The following is a 17,129-nucleotide window of genomic DNA, read 5'->3' as shown; positions in this document are numbered from 1 at the left end:
GGGCACCATGACCGTCGAGATTTCTGATTCCCGCCTGACCAATTCCCTCGCCCAGGGCTGCGGTGAGATCCTGAAAGGCGTGCGCAACGGGGGCCTGCTACGGGGCCTTTCGCTTGGCGACGCCGGCGATGAAGCCGCCCAAGAATGGATCTCCCGCGTCCTCGAGCAGCACCGTCCCCAGGACGGCATGCTCTCTGAGGAAGCCTCCGATGACCTAGCCCGTTTGAAGAAGGACCGCGTATGGATCGTGGACCCGCTCGACGGCACCAAGGAATTCGCCACCGGCCGCCAGGACTGGGCCGTGCACATCGCCCTAGTAGAAAACGGTATCCCCATCCACGCGGCGGTAGGCCTGCCGGATCTCGGCGTTACTTTTAAGTCCTCGGACGTCCGGGCGGTCACCGGCCCGCTGTCCAAGAAGTTCGTTGTCTCCCGCAATCGCCCGCCCAAGGTAGCCGACTACATTGCGGAGAAAATGGGCTATGAAATCGTGGGCGTCGGCTCTGCGGGCGCCAAGGCCATGCACGTGCTGCTCGGCGATTATGACGGCTATATCCACGCCGGTGGCCAGTACGAGTGGGATCAGGCCGCTCCGGTGGGCGTCGCCCAGGCGGCCGGCCTGCACTGCTGCCGCCTCGACGGCTCCGAAATCCGCTTCAATAATGAGGACACCTTCATCCCGGACATCCTCATCTGCCGCCCCGAGCTGAAGGATGAAATCTTGGAGCACGCCCAGGCCTTTGCCGCGGAGCACGGCGTATTCTAAACTAGTGCGCATGATTGAGACCCCGTATGAGGATCTGCTGAAGAAGGTCCTAGAGACCGGCACCCCCAAAGGCGATCGCACCGGCACCGGCACGCGTTCTATTTTTGGTGCGCAGCTGCGCTATAACTTGGCCGAGTCCTTCCCGCTGCTGACCACCAAGAAGGTCTACTTCCATGCGGTGTTGGGCGAGCTTTTGTGGTTCCTCAAAGGCGAGTCCAATATTAAGTTCCTGCAGGACAATAAGGTCCGCATCTGGAACGAATGGGCGGATGAGAACGGCGAGCTAGGACCAGTCTACGGCGTGCAGTGGCGCTCCTGGCCCACCCCGGACGGGCAGCACATCGATCAGATCCAGCAGGCGCTCGACACTCTGAAGAATAACCCGGATTCCCGCCGCAACTTGGTCTCTGCATGGAACGTCGCGGAGCTAGACAGGATGGCTCTGATGCCCTGCCACCTGCTCTTCCAGCTCTACGTGGCCGATGGCACCTTGTCTATGCAGGTCTATCAGCGCTCGGCCGATATGTTTTTGGGCGTTCCCTTTAATATCGCCTCCTACGCGGCGCTGACCCACATGTTTGCCCAGCAGGCTGGCCTCAAGGTGGGCGAGCTCATCTGGACCGGCGGCGATTGCCATATCTATAACGACCATGTGGAGCAGGTCAAAGAACAGCTTTCCCGCGAGCCGCGCCCCTACCCGCAACTCAACCTCCACAAGGCGGAAGACATGTTCTCCTATGACTTCACCGATTTTGAGATTGAGGGCTACGACCCCCACCCCACCATCAAGGCGCAGGTGTCCGTCTAATGTTGGGCGCAATCTGGGCACAGTCCCTGGACGGCATCATTGGCGATGGCGAGCAGATGCCCTGGCACGTGCCGGAGGATCTCAAGCACTTTAAGGACGTGACCATGGGCGCGCCGGTCATCATGGGACGGAAAACCTGGGAGTCCCTCAACCCCAAGTTCCGCCCGCTTCCCGGCCGCGAGAACTACGTGCTCTCCTCCCGCACGCCCGGCCAGTGGTCCGCCGGCGCCCAGGTGCTTACCGCGATGCCCTCGCTTTCCGACGCCTGGGTTCTCGGCGGCGGCCAAATCTACACCGCTACTTTGGACCAAGTGGACCGCATTGAGGTCACCCTCATGGGCGTTAATATCGGTAGCACCTACGGCGATAAATCCATCTACGCCCCCGCCATCCCCGAGGAGTTCGGCCTGGCCCACAGCACCGACTGGCTCACCTCCGCCAAGGGCCACCTCGCGCTGCCGGACAAAGAGGCCAGCGACCTCCCCATCAAGTACCGCTTTTTAACCTACGACCGAAAGGATACAGCCTAATGACTGTACAAACCCCCGAAACCAACTCCGACGTCACCATTTTCTACGCCGACTGGTGCCCCTTCTGCGCCAAGCTCATCAAGAACTTGGACCGCACCGAAACTCCATACGAGCTTGTCGACGTCGAGGGTGAAAACGCCGACGACATCAATGCCTGGATCGAATCCGTCAACGACGGCAACCGCATCATCCCCACTGTCCTCTACTCCGACGGCACCCACGAGACCAACCCACCAGCTTCCTCCGTGCGCAATAAGCAGAAGGAATTGGCCGAAAGCTAACCCACACCCCAGCCATTTCGGGGCGCTCCTGCCCCACTGCTATGATTAGCCAAGTTGCACACGCAACCCCGCCCCAGTAGCTCAGGGGATAGAGCACGGCTCTCCTAAAGCCGGTGTCGGTGGTTCGAATCCACTCTGGGGCACCATGTGAAGTCTCGAGACATCGTTCCGGTCGGTGTCTCGAGACTTTTAATTTTTGGTTGCCCCGCTGGGGGTTGAGTTCGTTGTCTTTCTTGTTGTAATAGATCTTTTCTTCGGTGAGTGTGTAGGCGGCGATTTGTGCCCCGGTGAAGGTTATTTTGATGTCGACGTGGTTGTCGACGCAGACCATTGTGATGGGTTCTCCGCCCCATCTGCGTCCGATGTAGTGGCTGCGTAGTTTACCGCCCCATCGCAGAGTTGTCTTGCCGTTGAGGGACCGACCCGCGGAATGTGGACGCATCGGGGGTCGGGCCCTACCTAGTCGGAACCTTGCTCGTCTCTGCAAGACGCACGCGACGTAGCTAGTCGGACCGGTGGCGGACCCATCTATCGACGCACTTGGGAACTCGAATCGGAGCTGTGAATCCCCGCCACGTGGGAACCATGGGGCTAGTGAGACTAGCGATACATACTATTTGTTCGCGGCCAACCTTTGAGGAACAGCTACTTTTGACATGAGATTTTTGCGGGAGTTAGTGTTGCTTCAAGTAGTCATAAAAGCAGGAACCGGTTTGAGACAGATGATCCTTCTTCGTTTCTAGCATTCTTCTCAAATCAGTTCGCCCGTCGAGGACACTGTATATTTCCATACCCGTAACAACCATAAACGGACTCTGCACAGAGTAGGTGTCCAACGTTGTCGAGGCGATGCCGGCCTGAGTGATCAGAAGTCCCTGCGTGACGCGGCTCCTGCGCTCTATCTTGGCCCGAAAAATATCTGCAATATCTCGGCCGCTTCTCTCCCGCTCCCATTTCACTTCAACAATAAATCCAAATCCATCTATTTGAACAAAGCCATCTATTTGCTCACCCGGCAGATTGTAGGGTCGCTCAGGATTAAGATCATGAAGATCGAAAAGGTCATAAATGAGATCTTCAAAGTCTCTCCCCCGTTGCTGGGGATTATCCGCCTGATGCATTTCTAGCAGACGCTGTTTCATATCCCCTAACTGCAGCCTGAACAGGCGTTTTCTTTCTCGCTGGGACTCTTCCCGCCTCCGTTCTTCTTCTATGCGGGCCCTTTTCTCCATCATTTGCTGAAATGGTTGCGTAAACCTCGTCAAGCCTTCGACTGACAGCTGCGCTCTTCTAAGATTCTCAGATCTTTTTGGCTCCTCTAACCCTTCGATATCTGGAAACTCAACCATTTCCGACAAAGATAAGAGCAGATCGATGATGGAATCTCGCAGACGATCTTCTTTCGCTTGCAGAGCCTCGACGACCTTGTCGGCATTCTGTATCTTGAATCCGCTGCTAAAATCGATCAAGTGGAGCCCAGCAGTTTCGAAAGCTTCGCCCCCGAGGTGGCGAAGCAACAGCGAACGCTGCGCATTCTTGTAATACGTCGTATACGCTATAGCTTGCTTGAGCGCTTCATAAGCATGCGGATCAATCCGCTGACTTGTCCGAGGGTTTCCAGAAGTGGTCACATGAACAGGATAGATGACACCCCCACACGGCCATCAGTTAGCTAGCTTCCAAGGTTTTCGTCTGGTTGCTCTTCATTGTCGGTAATATCTTTCTTGGTTGCTGTCCCCCGCTGCCCCGTGGATTCCTTTGTGGTTACGGAAGCCTGCCAGGCCCGTGCGACCTCCCCCAGCTGGCCGTCAATGTACACACGCTGACCAACGCCGCGACGTATCTCCATCGCATCATCATCTTCGAAGCGAGCGAGAAACGCATCCAGCGAGCCGAGGCGAGCCTCCGCGCTACGGCTGTCTTGGAAACTCCGTTGTTGAATCGAAGCCTGTCGGAAGAGGTATGTGGCTAGAACACCTGCTCCCACACCAATGATCGCCCGCAGAATGCCACGAACAACATCTGCGCTGGATACCGCGTCTTCCAAGGCCGTCCGGCCTGCAAAATAAAGCGAAACCGCGCTAATGATCGTGACAACTCCTGCTGCTGTCGTAAATCCAAGCCACAGATTCTTAGCTTCTTCAGCCCGCTCCCTGAACATCCGGGCCATGGCATCTTCAGCCACGTATCCCGAGACAGCCTGGGTGTCCTCGATCAAATCATCGAGCTCTGCTTTTCGCGTTCGGATGTGCTCCAGCATCGTGTCGAGCTCGTCGTTCGCCCTCGTCTTCTGCCTGTCAATCTCAGAATTGTACTGGCTCTGAAGTGTCGTGATCTGATCGTCGATGCGCTTCTTCCCGGCCTCAACGCCGTCGTTGATCTCCTCCTCGAACCTGTCAGCCACCTCGTCGATTTGCTGACGCAGTTCGTTGAGATCTTTTTCTGCGGCCTGCTTGTTCTCCGCAATCGCATCGGCGAGGCGCTCCCCTTCACTCTCCAGCCGCTCGACAGCCGCCTGACTCCTGTCGAGAAATCCAGCGACCCGCTCACGCTCATTCGTGTCAGCCTCCTGCTGCTGTTCCAAGAATTGAACCGGCCGGAATCCCAATCTGTGAAGGGTTGAGAGCAGATCGTCTGCGGCCGTGTTCGCCTTAGCAAGTTCTTCGTCATAATCAGCTTCGTCGTCCCACTTGATCGACTGCAGCTGAACCAAGATGGAGCTTAAGGCCGCCTTCAGCTCATCAAGGAGAGGGCGACTGGCCAGTTCCTTGGGCACCATGCCCAGATAGAGCCTCGTAACACCGACGACAAGCTCAATCCTCCCGATGATGCCGCTAGCCAGACCAGGCAACCCTGCGTATGAGGGATCGAAGGTCTTGCTTAGCTCTGACAACCACTCATCGATGTCCCCCAGCTCCGCCCACAAGGGATGATCGTCGAACATATCGGTAGCGGTATCACTCAAATCGAACCCCTCGTTGTCACTTAATCCTTGGAATGAGCTTACGTACGACCCTTAACCATCCAGCAGCAATGTCGAACGTAAGTACTATTCTACCCTTTCGCGAGGCCCGAGCCAACCACCTTCAGTCCCCGAGGGGGTTCTTCCGGGTTTTTGAGGGGACCTCAGCTGGCGTAAGCCAATTCCTGGTGGCTGCTGCAATTCTTTCTCCCTTTGGGTAGCGGTTTTAGAACTAAATCATCAGGACCGTGGAATTAAAATGGAACTGGGGCGCGTTGGAGATGGTCAGGAAGTTACCGAAAGCCTCCTGACGGAGTCGGATGGCTAGAAGACCCCCATTCATGCTGACTGAGTTCGGCGTGAATGGGGTTTTACTTTGCTCCGCGGGGTCCGCGACAAATTCCGAGAACGTGGCAGGCGTTCCTTTCTGGTAACAACGAGCGAAACTAAAGCGAGGAGGTGGCACACTCGATTGAGGTGGCTATTGCGTACCTCCTCGAACGGTGCAGGGGACGTCTTGGAGGTTCCGCGGCGGTTGGCGAAACGGGGGTCGGAGCGGGTGCCGAGGCGGGGCGTGGTTTGCCTGGTGAACGCGGTAGCGTGGAACATTCTGGGCGAGGCCGTGGAACACCGGTCGCAAGGGTGTGGGGTTGGTGCTGGTGGAGGAGATTTCTGAAGTCCCCGAGTTCGAAGAATCTGGTTTGATTGTTCGAACACCCCTCAACACACCAAACGCTTCCACTTGCAAAAATAGTTGAGGCGTTTTGCGTTGTGCAGGGACTGCCATCAGAGACCTGCGGCCGGAAATGTGACTAGAATTCGCTACCCGCTAAGGCATCCAACCGCTGCTCATTTCAAATCAGACGCCATTCATTGGCTTATGTTCTCGGAGGCAAGCCGCGCGTAAACGAGGGTATCGGTCCATTCACCCTTGCTAAACCAGTCCTGGACGTGATGCGCTTCGAGCCGGAACCCAACGCGGTTAGCAAGTGCTGCGGAGGCACTGTTTCGGGCGTCCATCTGTGCGGTAATGCGGTGGAGATTGTAATGATCAAACCCGAGGGCAAGTACCGCGCGAACGGCTTCACTGGCGAAGCCTTGTCCACCGTGCGTTGGGTTCAGCACCCACCCGATCTCGCCCTGTCGGTGCACCTTATCTGTGAGCCATAGTGCGACGTCCCCGATCGCGATACCTCCATGTTCGATAACCAACGCGAGCGCAGCAGTCTCACCATCGAGGTCAGTTTTTGATTGCCGCTCCGTAAGCTTGTCACGGGTAACTTCCACAGTCCATGGTTCGTCCAACAGGTAACGAGCAACGTCAGGTCGCGAGTACAGCTCGTGAAGCCATGCGACATCGCCCATCTCATGCAGACGGAGTCGAAGTCGTTCTGTCACCAACGGCCACTTGGATGCGGGCACGAGATCGCGCTGGTAATGGAACAACTCTTCGCGCTGTCCTGCGGGCGTGGTCCCTACGCCTCGTCCGGTCTCGCGGAATCCCGCCGTCGTCAAGCAGTGCTGGGAGGCCTTGTTTTCCGGAAGCGTGCGTGCCGTCAGGGTTCGAAGTCCACTGGTGCGCGCAAAGCGTGATGCCAGTTCCAAGCCCCGACGGGCATGCCCACCCCCTCGCGCACCGGGATGAATCCAGAATCCGACCTCTGCAGCCTCGGAGCTGACATCAAAGAGAACCATGGAACCCACGAACTGGTCGGTCTCGGCGTCGGCAAGTGCAAGGACTGCCAACGTGCCGGACGAGAGGCCCGTCGCAACCTCGTCACAGATCATCCGTCGCACGGACTCGGGGGTGTAATCAGGTTCAGGCAGATGAGCGAAGCGCCGCACAGCTTCGTCTTTTGTGCCTGTTGCATACGCGTCTGCGTCCAGTTCGGAGAGAAGGCGTAGGCGAGTGTTCTCAAGAGCGATCGGAAGGTTGGTAGCATCCAGCATGTGCCAAAACTAACATAGTTTGGATAGGTGGTTCAAGCATGTTTGGTTAGGCTGGTGGGGTGAGCTACTGGGAACATCGGAAACCTGTGCAACGCCATCGCGCCGTGGATATTGCGGAAGTTGCAAGAGCATCGGGCAGACTGTTGGACGAAGGTGGTTTGAAGGCACTCACCATGAGGGCTGTAGCGCAACAGGTGGGCGTCGCCCCAGCTAGCCTGTACTCCCGTGTGGAGTCGGTAGACGACTTGTTCGACCTTGCTCTCGATGTAGTGCTTGCAGACGATCCCTTGATGTCCGAGTCGATCAACAACGCCGACCTGCCCGCCCTAATGCAAGCTTTCTTCACGCACCTCACGACCCACCGGTGGGCCGGTCAGGTCATCGGCATGCGTGCCCCCAGAGGCCCTGCTTACCTGGCCCTTTCTGAGCGTATGTGCGTGCTGCTTGAACGAGAGGGAGTCCCGGATCCGTTGGGAACTGCCTACCGGTTATCAAACCTAGTGATCGGCGCCGCCCTGACCGCGCCCATGGCGCCCGACGAAAAGCGTGTTGCCATCAACCCCGAACAAGCGCCGACTTATGCGCGCCTCCACGCGGCGCACCACATTAGCCCACAAGAGATCCTCTCCGAGGGCATCAAGAAACTTTTGTCTTGACGGAACCATCCCATTTCGGGCAGCGGCAGTGTGAGGAATACTCAGAAATGGCGAGAGGAAGCTCAGCTGGGCCAGTAGTGGAGTAGCCGGGCTAGGGATTACTCGACTGCCCCCCATGTGAAGTCTCGAGACATCGTTCCGATCGGCGTCTCGAGACTTTTCCGATTATTCAATACTCCGATCTTGCTGCCCCAAGCATATAAGGCGCTCACGTAGACTACGTCTATGCACTTACTCCTCGCCTCATACCTACACCCAGAAATCAGCAAATACATTTCGGGTCGAGTGCTGTACATCGATGATGCTGCCGCGGGAATGAGCCAAGCCCCGTTCGCCCAAACAGAGTTGACAACCATTCGCAATGCGGCAGAGGAACTAATCCCCTTAACCGTGGCGCAGGCGCAACCGAGCGACATACGCAATGAAATCAACTTAGCCGACTGCATCTATGTTGCGAGCGGCGAGGCATTCCGTCTCCTTGATGCGCTGAGACTCACTGGTACCGACCACCTGCTAGTTGAAGCGGTCCAGAACGGCACGTTTTACGCTGGAAGTTCTGCCGGCGCAATGGTTGCAGGACCTTCAATCGAACCGGCATCAATCATGGACGATCCGCGGACGGCACCGCAGCTCACCGACCACACAGGACTAAATCTCACTCCGTATGTCATTATTCCCCACGCCCAAGGAACAACTGGTCCTTATTCTATAAACGTCATCAGTGAAACTGTTGCGCAGTACGGACAAGATTGGAATCTCCTACTGCTGAGGGATGGGCAAGCCCTCTTAGTTGAAGGTGGAAAAGCTATGCTCATCTAATCCGCCCAGGAAAACAACAGACTTACACTAACTTTCTGGCAATAAATCAGTTCGATTGCTCCATGGAACTGCTTTCGTTCGCGGCCCGGAGAACCCGCATCGCACTTATAAAGCCCAACGCAAGGAATGCGGACGCAGCAAGAAGGGAGTAGCGGGCGGCGTCGATCATGCCGTCGCTAAGCGCCTGAACCACAACGCTGGTCTGCTCGCTAAAGGGACTATGCCCGCCTTGAACGCGCAGTTCTGCAATAGCGGAACCAGCTGATTGGCGCGTTGCTTCTGCTATGCCAGCGGCACCCGGCCCCATGATGCCGGCCTTCTCCAACGTCTTCGGCAGCGTTAGCCCAAGGGCTATGGGAAAGACCGACCCAGAAACCGCGGTACCCAGCGCCGAATCGACCTGGCGAACCGTACTCTGGGTGGCCGAAGCCTGACCGGAACTATTCACTGGAATCTCGCTGAACACCGTGCCGGTCACCTGCGCAGACGCAAGCCCTAAGCCCAAGCTGTAGAGCGTCAATGGCAAGGCAATGATCCAACCGCAGCCACGGCAGAAATGAACGCTTGCGACCCCAGCTATCGGCAATCTTTCCTGTGGTCTACAACAGCGCTGCAAGGAGGACCGCATACAAACTAGTACCCCAGTGCGCCTGAGTTAGGTTCAGTCTCGCCGTGGAGGCACTGTGCCTATTCAGTAGCCATCTCGCTCATCTTTAGTCACCTGCTACGGGTTGGGCCTTAGCCTCTTGAGCCTCGCTGATGGCATTGCCTAGTGCTGCAATGAATGCAATCAGGCCAATCGTAATGAGGATATGACCAAGACCAGCGATCCCGGAGAGCATTGCAGTGGACTCCTCCCCTAGGACAGTCAAGCATCCGTGCCAGATCATGACTCCAACGGTGACGACCACGCCGACGTTATACAGCCAAAAGAACGCATTGAACTGACCACGATTGCGTGACAGCCCAAAGACCTTCTCCAATACCAAGAAGATAAGGCTCATCATGAAACCGAGCGCTAGCAAGTGAGTATGCGCCACGCTCAACTGAGTGAACTCACCCGCGGGGAACTCATTGGCACGCGTGAATTCGCGGTAGAAGACCCCGGCTCCCAATCCCAAGACAAGGTAGAAAATGGATGCCCAATACAAAGCCCTCATGGTCATTCTCCTTCCCAACCGCTACCACGGCCGGAGTAGCGATGAATAAAATATTCTAAGGACTTATCTTTCTACATCTGTTGCGGCTTTGAATCGCAGGGCTGGTTGAAACTGCAATCAACCAGTTGGTTGACTATTAGGTCCGGTAGCTTAATATTCAAAAGCCTGCGCCGGGAAATACAAGCGCTGAATGCCAGGCCGTTTTGTTTCAGCAAGAACCCGAATCGTTGAAGTGGTCTTCGGTAACTCCAGCTAGTTTGAACAGGCCCACGCCTGAACCTTATTCATATGTTCAACGAAGGCCGCTTCTGTTCTTTGCTCATGCAATTGAAGCCAAGCGTCCACGACATCATCTGGGTAAACGCCCGCCGCGCGCAATACCGCCGCGGTGAATGGCACTGGAGCCAAGCCTGATGCTGTGATCACTCCGCGATCAAAAACTGCATCTTCTTCTTTATATCCATCGATGTTGGCGTACTTCATTGATGCAAGGAAGCCTCGCGCATTTGAAGTGTGTTGGCAGTGGTCAAGCACCCCAGCACGAGCAAGGGCCAAAGTTCCACCACAGATTGCTGCCAAGAGCACTTCATTCTCTTTTAAGACATTAACCGTCTCCAACAGCTGTTCGTGCCCGTCAAAGTATGTATCTGCTCCTGGCACCACGAACGCCGCAATATCAGTCCTATTCTGGACGTCCTGCAAGGTCAGGGCTGGAACCACCTCGATTCCGCCCTTGGAGCGAACGGCTTCTAGCGATTCGCCAACAAACAAGACCTTGAAGCGATCCGGTACTTGGGCCTCAGCTTCAGCTACCTGGGTTGTGAGGTAGGCATACTCCCAATCAGACATAGTTTCCGTTGCGTAAATAGCAATGATCTTCATGGAACTCACAATACGCAGGATTTCCAATAAATATTAGGAACTCGAACGACCTGCTTCCTCGCCTTAAACTGGCCACATGTCTGAAGTAATGAAGCAATACGCCGTAGACCTCACCCGCCTCGATACCGCCATATACCGCGCTACCAATGCTGCCGGAGCCAGCATTGAGTTTGGCAGTGGTGAGGGGCGCCTCTCCCCTGTTGAACTCTTGCTCGCAGCCGTTGCGGGGTGTTCGGCGGTGGACGTGGATGTGGTGACGTCACGGCGTGCGGAACCAGAATCTTTTGATGTGCATGTGGAAGGCGACCGCGTCAACGAGGACGGAGCGTCGCGCCTGTCGGAGGTTCGCGTGGGCTTCGATCTATCATTCCCGGATACACCCGAGGGCAACCAAGCACGCAAGCTGGTGGATAATCTGGTTCGCATCTCCCATGAGAAGGACTGCACGGTATCACGCACGGTTGAGAACCCTACGCGAGTGACGTTTAGCAACGACTCGAAATAGCGCCACTAAGTAAAACGCGACATGCGGTTGCGTTCCAGCTAGGGCTCTAGACCTCCTGCTATGGTGCAGTTGTTAACTACTGTGACAAATGTGATTACTGCAGGAGCTCTACATGTCACCATCTTTCTCTCGTCGCGGCCTCTTTAAGGTCGGCGCTCTCGCCCTGACCGCAGGCGCTATCGGTGCTGCCGGTCCAAATGCGGCAGCACTCGGACCCGTGCGCGGCACTATCATTGATTTCTCCGCCGGCGTACCTTCCCCGCAGGCAATTAAGAATGCCGGTCACATGGGCGCGATTCGCTACGTCTCCGACAAGCGCCCCGGCGCTGCGTGGATGACCGGCAAGCCGGTAACTCTCAAGGAAACTAAGGCCAATGCAGCAGCAGGCCTGCCCACTGCGTCGGTATACCAATTCGGCCGGGCGGAAACAGCCGATTGGAAGCAGGGCGCAGCAGGTGCTGCAATTCACGCACCGAAGGCGATTGCGCTGCACAAGAAGGCAGGCGGCCCCACCAAGCGTCCGATCTACATCGCTATCGACGATAACCCCACCCGCGAGCAGTACACCCGCCAAATCCGCCCGTACCTGCAGGCGTTTTCCAAGACCTTGGAGCTGGCCGGCTACCAGACAGGTGTCTACGGCAATTACAACACCATTGAGTGGGCGATCCAGGATGGCATCGGCAAGTACTTCTGGATGCATGACTGGGGTTCCAACGGCAAGATTCACCCGCGCACCACTATCCACCAGCTGCCGCACGGCAAGCAGCAGACCATTGGCGGCGTCATCGTAGACGTAAACGAGGTCTACGCCGAAGACTGGGGACAGTGGACGCCTGGCAAGTCCGCGGCACCTGCACCGGCAAAGAAGCCGACCACCAAGAAACCACAGCCAAAGCCTAAGCCGCAGACCACGGCCCCGAGCAATGGCTCGTCCGACCTGGTAAATCAATTGAGCTCGCAGCTGCAGAGCAAGCACCCAGAGCTACCGGAACTTCCGCAGGTCACCGCCAATGGCGTGACCTTTAATGGCAAGACGTTGAGCAACGATCAAATTCGCCAGCTAGCGAAGATCGTCGCAGAGACAGTCTCTAAGGCGCGGTAGTACTACTTCTTAGAGGGCTCGGAGGTTTTCTCCGAGCCCTTCTTTTTGTCTGCGGACTTCTTTTTGGACGTGGTGGATTCGCTAGTGGGCTCCTTGGACGGGGACTTTTCCTTCTTGTCCTTGCCGGATTGCTCGTCCTTGTCCTTCTTGTTGGAGGACGTGGTAGAGGTCTCCGAGGTGGAAGTCTCGATCGGTGGTACGTCTTCGCCGTCTTTGTACTTGAGGAAGCGCTCGGTGGCCTTGCCCAGATTCTTCCCCGTCACCTCATCCTTGACGTAGTCGGTGAGGTCATCGGATGAGCCGGTGATAGAGGCGGCGGCGACGAAGTTCTCACCAAAGGAGACCGAAGAATTGATGGACTTGTCATTGGACCAGCCCCACTTGCTGCCCACCACATTGGAGAGCTTGGCGGTGCCATAGTTTTGTTGGTACCCATCCTCCGAGATGGGATCGGCATGCGCCATAGCTACGAGCACCGGGTGGGTTTCATCGCGGTCGATGAGCTGCGAGATGAAGCTGGCGACGTCATACGTGGAGGTTTGCGAGTAGCCCCACTTCTCGCCGGCTTTGGTGGATTCGAGGTTGAATTCATCGGCAATCGCGTCGATGGAATCCGGGTACTTATCAAAGAGGTCTTCGGCGGACTTATCAGAGGAGCTAGCGATCATATCCAGCGCCTCATATTTATCCTCGTACTCGCCCTTTTCCATCACGTAGGTGGCGATATATAGCTTGATGAGGCTTAGCGCTGGGCGAGCCTCGTGCTCCGAGGCAGAGCCCATGTGCATGCCATCGTGCAGGCGGATATAGGTAATCGAGCGCCCCTCATCGCCCTCCAGGAACTCATTGGTTTCCGGTGGGACGTCGCGGTTGGTGTCTGTTGCTTCCGAGGGAGCGTCGGCAAGCGCGTCGCTTTCACGCTCGCTATTGCTGCACGCGGTGGTGGTCAAGGCGAGCATACATACGGCCAAAGCGGCACCAGCCTTAACTGATGCCGCCTTGCGGGTCACAGACGTTCTAAGCACGTCCAACCACATTACCGGGTGAATGCACTTTTCAAGCAATTAATGCTGCACGGGTGCCTCCACGCCCACGCCAGTAAGCGAGCGAACCTCCATCTCTGCAGAAAGCTCGTCAAGGTTATCCGGCTTGGTCATGATGGAGACCAACCAGCCGACGAAGAAGGACAGCGGAATGGAGACCAAGCCCGGCGAGGAAAGCGGGAAGATGGCCCAGTCCGCGCCCGGGAACATGGAGCTCTCAGAACCGGAGACTGCCGGGGAGAAGAAGATGAGCACCAGGCAGGACACCACGCCGGTGTACATGGAGGCCACCGCGCCCGCAGTGTTGAAGCGGCGCCAGTACAGGGAGTACAGGATGGTCGGCAGGTTGGCGGAGGCTGCCACCGCAAACGCCAGGGAGACCAGGAAGGCCACATTCTGGGTCATGGCTAGGATGCCCAGGATGATGGAGACGATGCCAAGGACCACCACGGTGGTCTGAGAGACGCGGACCTGCTCGGCCTCGGTGGACTCGCCGTTGCGGATAACCGCGTGGTAGATATCGTGCGCGATGGACGCAGAGGCGGTAATGGCCAGGCCAGCAACCACGGCGAGCACGGTGGCGAAGGCCACGGCGGAAATAATCGCCATGAAAATGGAGCCGCCAATCTCCAATGCGAGTAGCGGCGCCGCAGCATTGGCTCCGCCCGGCGCGGCCAAGATACGGTCCGGACCTACCAGTGCAGCCGCACCATAGCCCAGGACCAGGGTCATGAGGTAGAAGGCACCGATGATGACGATCGCCCAGGTAACGGAGCGGCGCGCCTCGGTAGCGGTGGGCACGGTATAAAAGCGCATCAGCACGTGCGGTAGGCCACCCACGCCGAGCACCAGGGAAATGCCCAAGGAGATAAAGTCCAGCTTGGTGGCGGTAGTGGCGCCGTACTTCAGGCCCGGAGCCATGATGTCCTTGGCCTCGTAGCCCTTCTCCTTAATCTGCTCGGAGGCGGCGTGCATGTCGATAGCGTTATTAAACAGGGTGCTAAAGCCGCCGCGCAGGGCAATGAAGACCAAGAAGCACATAATGACCACGCCGGCCACCAATAGCACGGCCTTAATCATCTGGACGTAGGTGGTGCCCTTCATGCCGCCAACTAGGACGTAGACAATCATGAGCACGCCCACGATGCCCACGACGAGGGCCTGCCACTTGAAGTCGTGGATATCCAAGAGCACCGCAACCAAGGAGCCGGCGCCGGCCATCTGCGCGATGAGGTAGAAGAGCGTGACGAAGAGGGTGGCGATGGACGCCGCCACGCGCACGGGCTTTTGCTTCAGGCGGAAGGATAGGACGTCCGCCATGGTAAAGCGGCCGACGTTACGCATGGGCTCGGCGACGAGCATGAGTGCTACCAGCCAGGCAACGAAAAAGCCCACCGAGTACAAGAAGCCGTCGTAGCCATTGAGCGCCACCGCGCCGACGATGCCGAGGAAGGATGCGGCGGAGAGGTAGTCACCGGAGATGGCCAGACCGTTCTGGCGTCCAGAGAAGCTGCCGCCACCGGTGTAGAAGTCCGAGGCTTCCTTGGTGGTTTTACCGGCGCGCAGCACCACCGCCATGGTGACGATGAGGAACAGGGCGAAGATGGAAATATTCAGGATGGGGTTGCCGGCGGAAGACTCAGCAGCAAGGGTGGTGGTAGTCATTAGATGCCCTCCAGTTCTGCACGGATGGCGGCCGACTTCGGCTCGATATTCTTATTGGCGTACTTCACGTAAATCCACGTGATGATGAAGGTGGTAAGGAACTGGGCGAGGCCGAAGACTAGGCCAATGTTCCAACCGCCGCCGAGCTCGGTTGCCATGAAGTCAGGGGCGAACACGGCGGCAAGAACGTAGACCACGTACCACACGAAGAAGGTCACGGTCATAGGGAAGGTAAAACTCCGGTAAGTGCGGCGCAGCTCGCCGAATTTGGCGGAGTCGCGCATCGCGATGAACTCGCTACCGGTGGGTTCGCGGCGCGAGACAGGAGTTGCAGCTACGTCACTCATAGAGCATCGTCTCCTTGGGTGAGAGGAACTTAGGTCACACGAGATAGTGTGTTACTGATCACTATCCATGCTGATTTGTAAGTTACAGAACATTTTCTGCAAGGTTGTAAACTCTGCCAAGAAAACCTTCCGCTCCCCCACCCTTTCAACCCCATAGGCTTCGCTGAACTGGAATAACATCTTTAACAAACTACCCCCGAGGGAAGAATTTTTTACCCCTTGTAAAGATTGTTAACAGCCGCTTGGCAAAAGAAAAAGCCCCCGTGAGGGGGGCTTAAACTGCGGTTGGCGTTACTCTTCGTTGCCTGGGAATTCGCGCGGGTCATTGAACATGCGGCCAAAGCCCTCCTGGCCCTCAAGTGCGTCAATGGCGGATACTTCCTCCGCCGTGAGCTCCAGCTCGGTGGCGGCCAAGTTTTCCTTCAAGCGCTCGGTGTGCGCGGACTTCGGAATGACGGAGATGCCTTTAGACATAAGGTACGACAGTACTACCTGTCCCTCGGTGGCCTCGTGGTCAGCCGCAGCCTGCTCAATCACGGGGTTATTGAGCACAACGCCGCGCGCCAGCGGGGCCCATGCCTCGGTGACGATGTCATTATCGTGATGGAAGGCGCGCAGGCTCGACTGGGTAAAGCCCGGGTGGATCTCCACCTGGTTGAGCACCGGGGAAATGCCGGTGGTGGAAATGAGGTCCTTGAGCACGTCTTCGTAGAAATTGGCCACACCGATGGACGCAATCTGACCCATACCCTGCAGGCGGGCGATAGCCTCAAAGGTCTCGTTGTACAGGCCACCCTGCGGCCACGGCCAGTGGATAAGATACAGGTCGAGGTAATCCAGCTGCAGATCCTTCAGCGACTGCTGGAATGCCTCTTCCACCTTGTGCTCGCCCTGGTGGGAGTGCCACACCTTGGAGGTAATAAAGAGCTCATCACGGGTGACGTCGCCGGCGTCCATTGCCTGCTTCAGGGCGGTGCCTACCGCCTCTTCGTTCTTGTAGAGCGTGGCGGTATCGAAGTGGCGGTAGCCCAAATCAATAGCCTCGCGGATGACGCGGATGCATTCCTCGTCATATAGCTTGTACGTACCCAAGCCCAGCTGGGGCATTTCGCGGTCATCATTGAAAGTTACGGTTGGCACAGTCATGCCCTCCATTGTGCCGCAGTTTTTCTGACCGCGCCGAAAACGACGAAACCCCAGGGCGAACCCTGGGGCCGAGCGCCTTTAGTCGGCGCGGATGAGGTCAATAATGAAGACCAAGGTGCGGCCGGACAGCGGGTGCGCACCACCGGCGGGGCCGTAGGCCTTTTCCGGCGGGATGATGAGCTTGCGGCGACCGCCCACCTTCATTCCCGGGATGCCCTCTTGCCAGCCGGCGATGAGACCGGTCAGCGGGAACTCGATGGACTGGCCACGGTCCCACGAGGAATCGAATTCTTGGTTGGTCTCGTATTCAGCGCCGACGTAGTGGACCTCCACTACGGCACCAGGCTGCGCCTCAGCACCGTCGCCGACGACGATGTCTTCTACAACAAGGTCGGTCGGCGCTGGGCCAGACTGGGCTTCAATAACAGGCTTATCCATGGGGATTATTCTCCTTGGGAAATCTAGTTTGTTCGTGCGGTCGCATTAAAAACCGAACCGAGCTGC

19 protein-coding genes and 1 tRNA gene are annotated in these 17,129 nt (G+C 57.1%); 9 read left to right on the top strand and 11 right to left on the bottom strand.

Translation table 11 applies throughout. The features are described from left to right. Positions 1 to 7 precede the first annotated feature (7 nt). The 5 genes from QP904_RS05105 (at position 8) to QP904_RS05085 (ending at position 2,531) form a co-directional block, all read left to right on the top strand. Positions 8 to 766 (top strand): 3'(2'),5'-bisphosphate nucleotidase CysQ, encoded by a 759-nt coding sequence (locus tag QP904_RS05105; protein WP_284767721.1) that lies wholly within the window; start codon positions 8 to 10, stop codon positions 764 to 766. Positions 767 to 776: 10 nt separating this feature from the next. Next, positions 777 to 1,574 carry a thymidylate synthase gene (locus QP904_RS05100; protein WP_284767722.1) on the top strand — a complete coding sequence of 266 codons (798 nt, stop codon included), beginning with the start codon at positions 777 to 779 and terminating at the stop codon, positions 1,572 to 1,574. Further along, positions 1,574 to 2,104 carry a dihydrofolate reductase gene (locus QP904_RS05095; protein WP_284766833.1) on the top strand — a complete coding sequence of 177 codons (531 nt, stop codon included), beginning with the start codon at positions 1,574 to 1,576 and terminating at the stop codon, positions 2,102 to 2,104. Before QP904_RS05100 ends, QP904_RS05095 begins: the two co-directional genes overlap by 1 nt. Further along, positions 2,104 to 2,385, top strand: a complete 282-nt coding sequence (locus tag QP904_RS05090; RefSeq protein ID WP_284811066.1) for a glutaredoxin domain-containing protein — start codon at positions 2,104 to 2,106, stop codon at positions 2,383 to 2,385. The genes QP904_RS05095 and QP904_RS05090 overlap by 1 nt, the downstream gene beginning before the upstream one ends. Before the next feature lie 70 nt (positions 2,386 to 2,455). Further along, positions 2,456 to 2,531, top strand: a tRNA-Arg gene (locus QP904_RS05085). A 528-nt stretch (positions 2,532 to 3,059) separates the two neighbouring features. On the opposite strand, the gene QP904_RS05080 is transcribed toward QP904_RS05085, so the two are convergent. The 3 genes from QP904_RS05080 to QP904_RS05070 all read right to left on the bottom strand — a co-directional run bounded on the left by QP904_RS05080 (position 3,060) and on the right by QP904_RS05070 (position 7,297). Beyond that, positions 3,060 to 4,016 carry a hypothetical protein gene (locus QP904_RS05080; protein WP_284835661.1) on the bottom strand — a complete coding sequence of 319 codons (957 nt, stop codon included), beginning with the start codon at positions 4,014 to 4,016 and terminating at the stop codon, positions 3,060 to 3,062. Positions 4,017 to 4,057: 41 nt separating this feature from the next. Then, positions 4,058 to 5,350, bottom strand: coding sequence for a hypothetical protein (locus QP904_RS05075; protein ID WP_005328335.1), 1,293 nt, complete (start codon positions 5,348 to 5,350; stop codon positions 4,058 to 4,060). A gap of 867 nt (positions 5,351 to 6,217) precedes the next feature. Further along, positions 6,218 to 7,297, bottom strand: coding sequence for a GNAT family N-acetyltransferase (locus QP904_RS05070; RefSeq protein WP_005328338.1), 1,080 nt, complete (start codon positions 7,295 to 7,297; stop codon positions 6,218 to 6,220). Positions 7,298 to 7,383: 86 nt separating this feature from the next. Here QP904_RS05070 and QP904_RS05065 point away from each other — a divergent pair, with 86 nt between their 5' ends. Both QP904_RS05065 and QP904_RS05060 read left to right on the top strand, forming a co-directional pair. Next, entirely contained in the window at positions 7,384 to 7,953 is a 570-nt protein-coding gene (locus tag QP904_RS05065; RefSeq protein ID WP_284835660.1) for a TetR/AcrR family transcriptional regulator, read from the top strand. Between the two features lie 225 nt (positions 7,954 to 8,178). Continuing rightward, on the top strand, positions 8,179 to 8,772 hold the full coding sequence (locus tag QP904_RS05060) for a Type 1 glutamine amidotransferase-like domain-containing protein (protein WP_005328341.1): 594 nt from the start codon (positions 8,179 to 8,181) through the stop codon (positions 8,770 to 8,772). A gap of 46 nt (positions 8,773 to 8,818) precedes the next feature. On the opposite strand, the gene QP904_RS05055 is transcribed toward QP904_RS05060, so the two are convergent. The 3 genes from QP904_RS05055 to QP904_RS05045 all read right to left on the bottom strand — a co-directional run bounded on the left by QP904_RS05055 (position 8,819) and on the right by QP904_RS05045 (position 10,814). After that, positions 8,819 to 9,298 carry an MFS transporter gene (locus tag QP904_RS05055; protein WP_050776590.1) on the bottom strand — a complete coding sequence of 160 codons (480 nt, stop codon included), beginning with the start codon at positions 9,296 to 9,298 and terminating at the stop codon, positions 8,819 to 8,821. 187 nt (positions 9,299 to 9,485) lie between these two features. Further along, a complete protein-coding gene (locus tag QP904_RS05050) occupies positions 9,486 to 9,932 on the bottom strand; it encodes a DUF2871 domain-containing protein (RefSeq protein WP_005328347.1) in 447 nt (148 codons plus the stop codon). A gap of 252 nt (positions 9,933 to 10,184) precedes the next feature. Then, positions 10,185 to 10,814 carry a DJ-1/PfpI family protein gene (locus QP904_RS05045; protein WP_034668385.1) on the bottom strand — a complete coding sequence of 210 codons (630 nt, stop codon included), beginning with the start codon at positions 10,812 to 10,814 and terminating at the stop codon, positions 10,185 to 10,187. A gap of 76 nt (positions 10,815 to 10,890) precedes the next feature. On the opposite strand from QP904_RS05045, the gene QP904_RS05040 reads away from it, so the two are divergent. Further along, on the top strand, positions 10,891 to 11,319 hold the full coding sequence (locus QP904_RS05040; protein ID WP_034668387.1) for an OsmC family protein: 429 nt from the start codon (positions 10,891 to 10,893) through the stop codon (positions 11,317 to 11,319). Between the two features lie 112 nt (positions 11,320 to 11,431). Further along, on the top strand, positions 11,432 to 12,424 hold the full coding sequence (locus tag QP904_RS05035; protein WP_005328353.1) for a DUF1906 domain-containing protein: 993 nt from the start codon (positions 11,432 to 11,434) through the stop codon (positions 12,422 to 12,424). A gap of 2 nt (positions 12,425 to 12,426) precedes the next feature. Here the strand turns inward: QP904_RS05035 and QP904_RS05030 are convergent, their stop codons facing one another. The 5 genes from QP904_RS05030 to QP904_RS05010 form a co-directional block, all read right to left on the bottom strand. Next, the gene (locus tag QP904_RS05030; protein ID WP_396130030.1) at positions 12,427 to 13,461 is read right to left on the bottom strand and encodes a hypothetical protein; all 1,035 of its coding nucleotides are present in this window, start codon (positions 13,459 to 13,461) and stop codon (positions 12,427 to 12,429) included. A gap of 27 nt (positions 13,462 to 13,488) precedes the next feature. Beyond that, positions 13,489 to 15,132: a monocarboxylic acid transporter gene (locus QP904_RS05025; protein WP_284835658.1), complete on the bottom strand. Its 1,644-nt coding sequence runs from the start codon at positions 15,130 to 15,132 to the stop codon at positions 13,489 to 13,491. Continuing rightward, positions 15,132 to 15,479: a DUF485 domain-containing protein gene (locus QP904_RS05020; protein ID WP_200436239.1), complete on the bottom strand. Its 348-nt coding sequence runs from the start codon at positions 15,477 to 15,479 to the stop codon at positions 15,132 to 15,134. The genes QP904_RS05025 and QP904_RS05020 overlap by 1 nt, the downstream gene beginning before the upstream one ends. 291 nt (positions 15,480 to 15,770) lie before the next feature. Beyond that, positions 15,771 to 16,634 carry an aldo/keto reductase gene (locus QP904_RS05015; protein ID WP_284835657.1) on the bottom strand — a complete coding sequence of 288 codons (864 nt, stop codon included), beginning with the start codon at positions 16,632 to 16,634 and terminating at the stop codon, positions 15,771 to 15,773. Between the two features lie 69 nt (positions 16,635 to 16,703). Continuing rightward, positions 16,704 to 17,063 carry an FKBP-type peptidyl-prolyl cis-trans isomerase gene (locus QP904_RS05010; protein ID WP_005323855.1) on the bottom strand — a complete coding sequence of 120 codons (360 nt, stop codon included), beginning with the start codon at positions 17,061 to 17,063 and terminating at the stop codon, positions 16,704 to 16,706. Positions 17,064 to 17,129 lie beyond the last annotated feature (66 nt).

This window comes from Corynebacterium nasorum, from assembly GCF_030229765.1.
Classification (GTDB): domain Bacteria; phylum Actinomycetota; class Actinomycetes; order Mycobacteriales; family Mycobacteriaceae; genus Corynebacterium; species Corynebacterium kefirresidentii.
The sequence above is the reverse complement of the archived record's forward strand: the minus strand, read 5'-3'. Positions and strand labels throughout refer to the sequence as shown.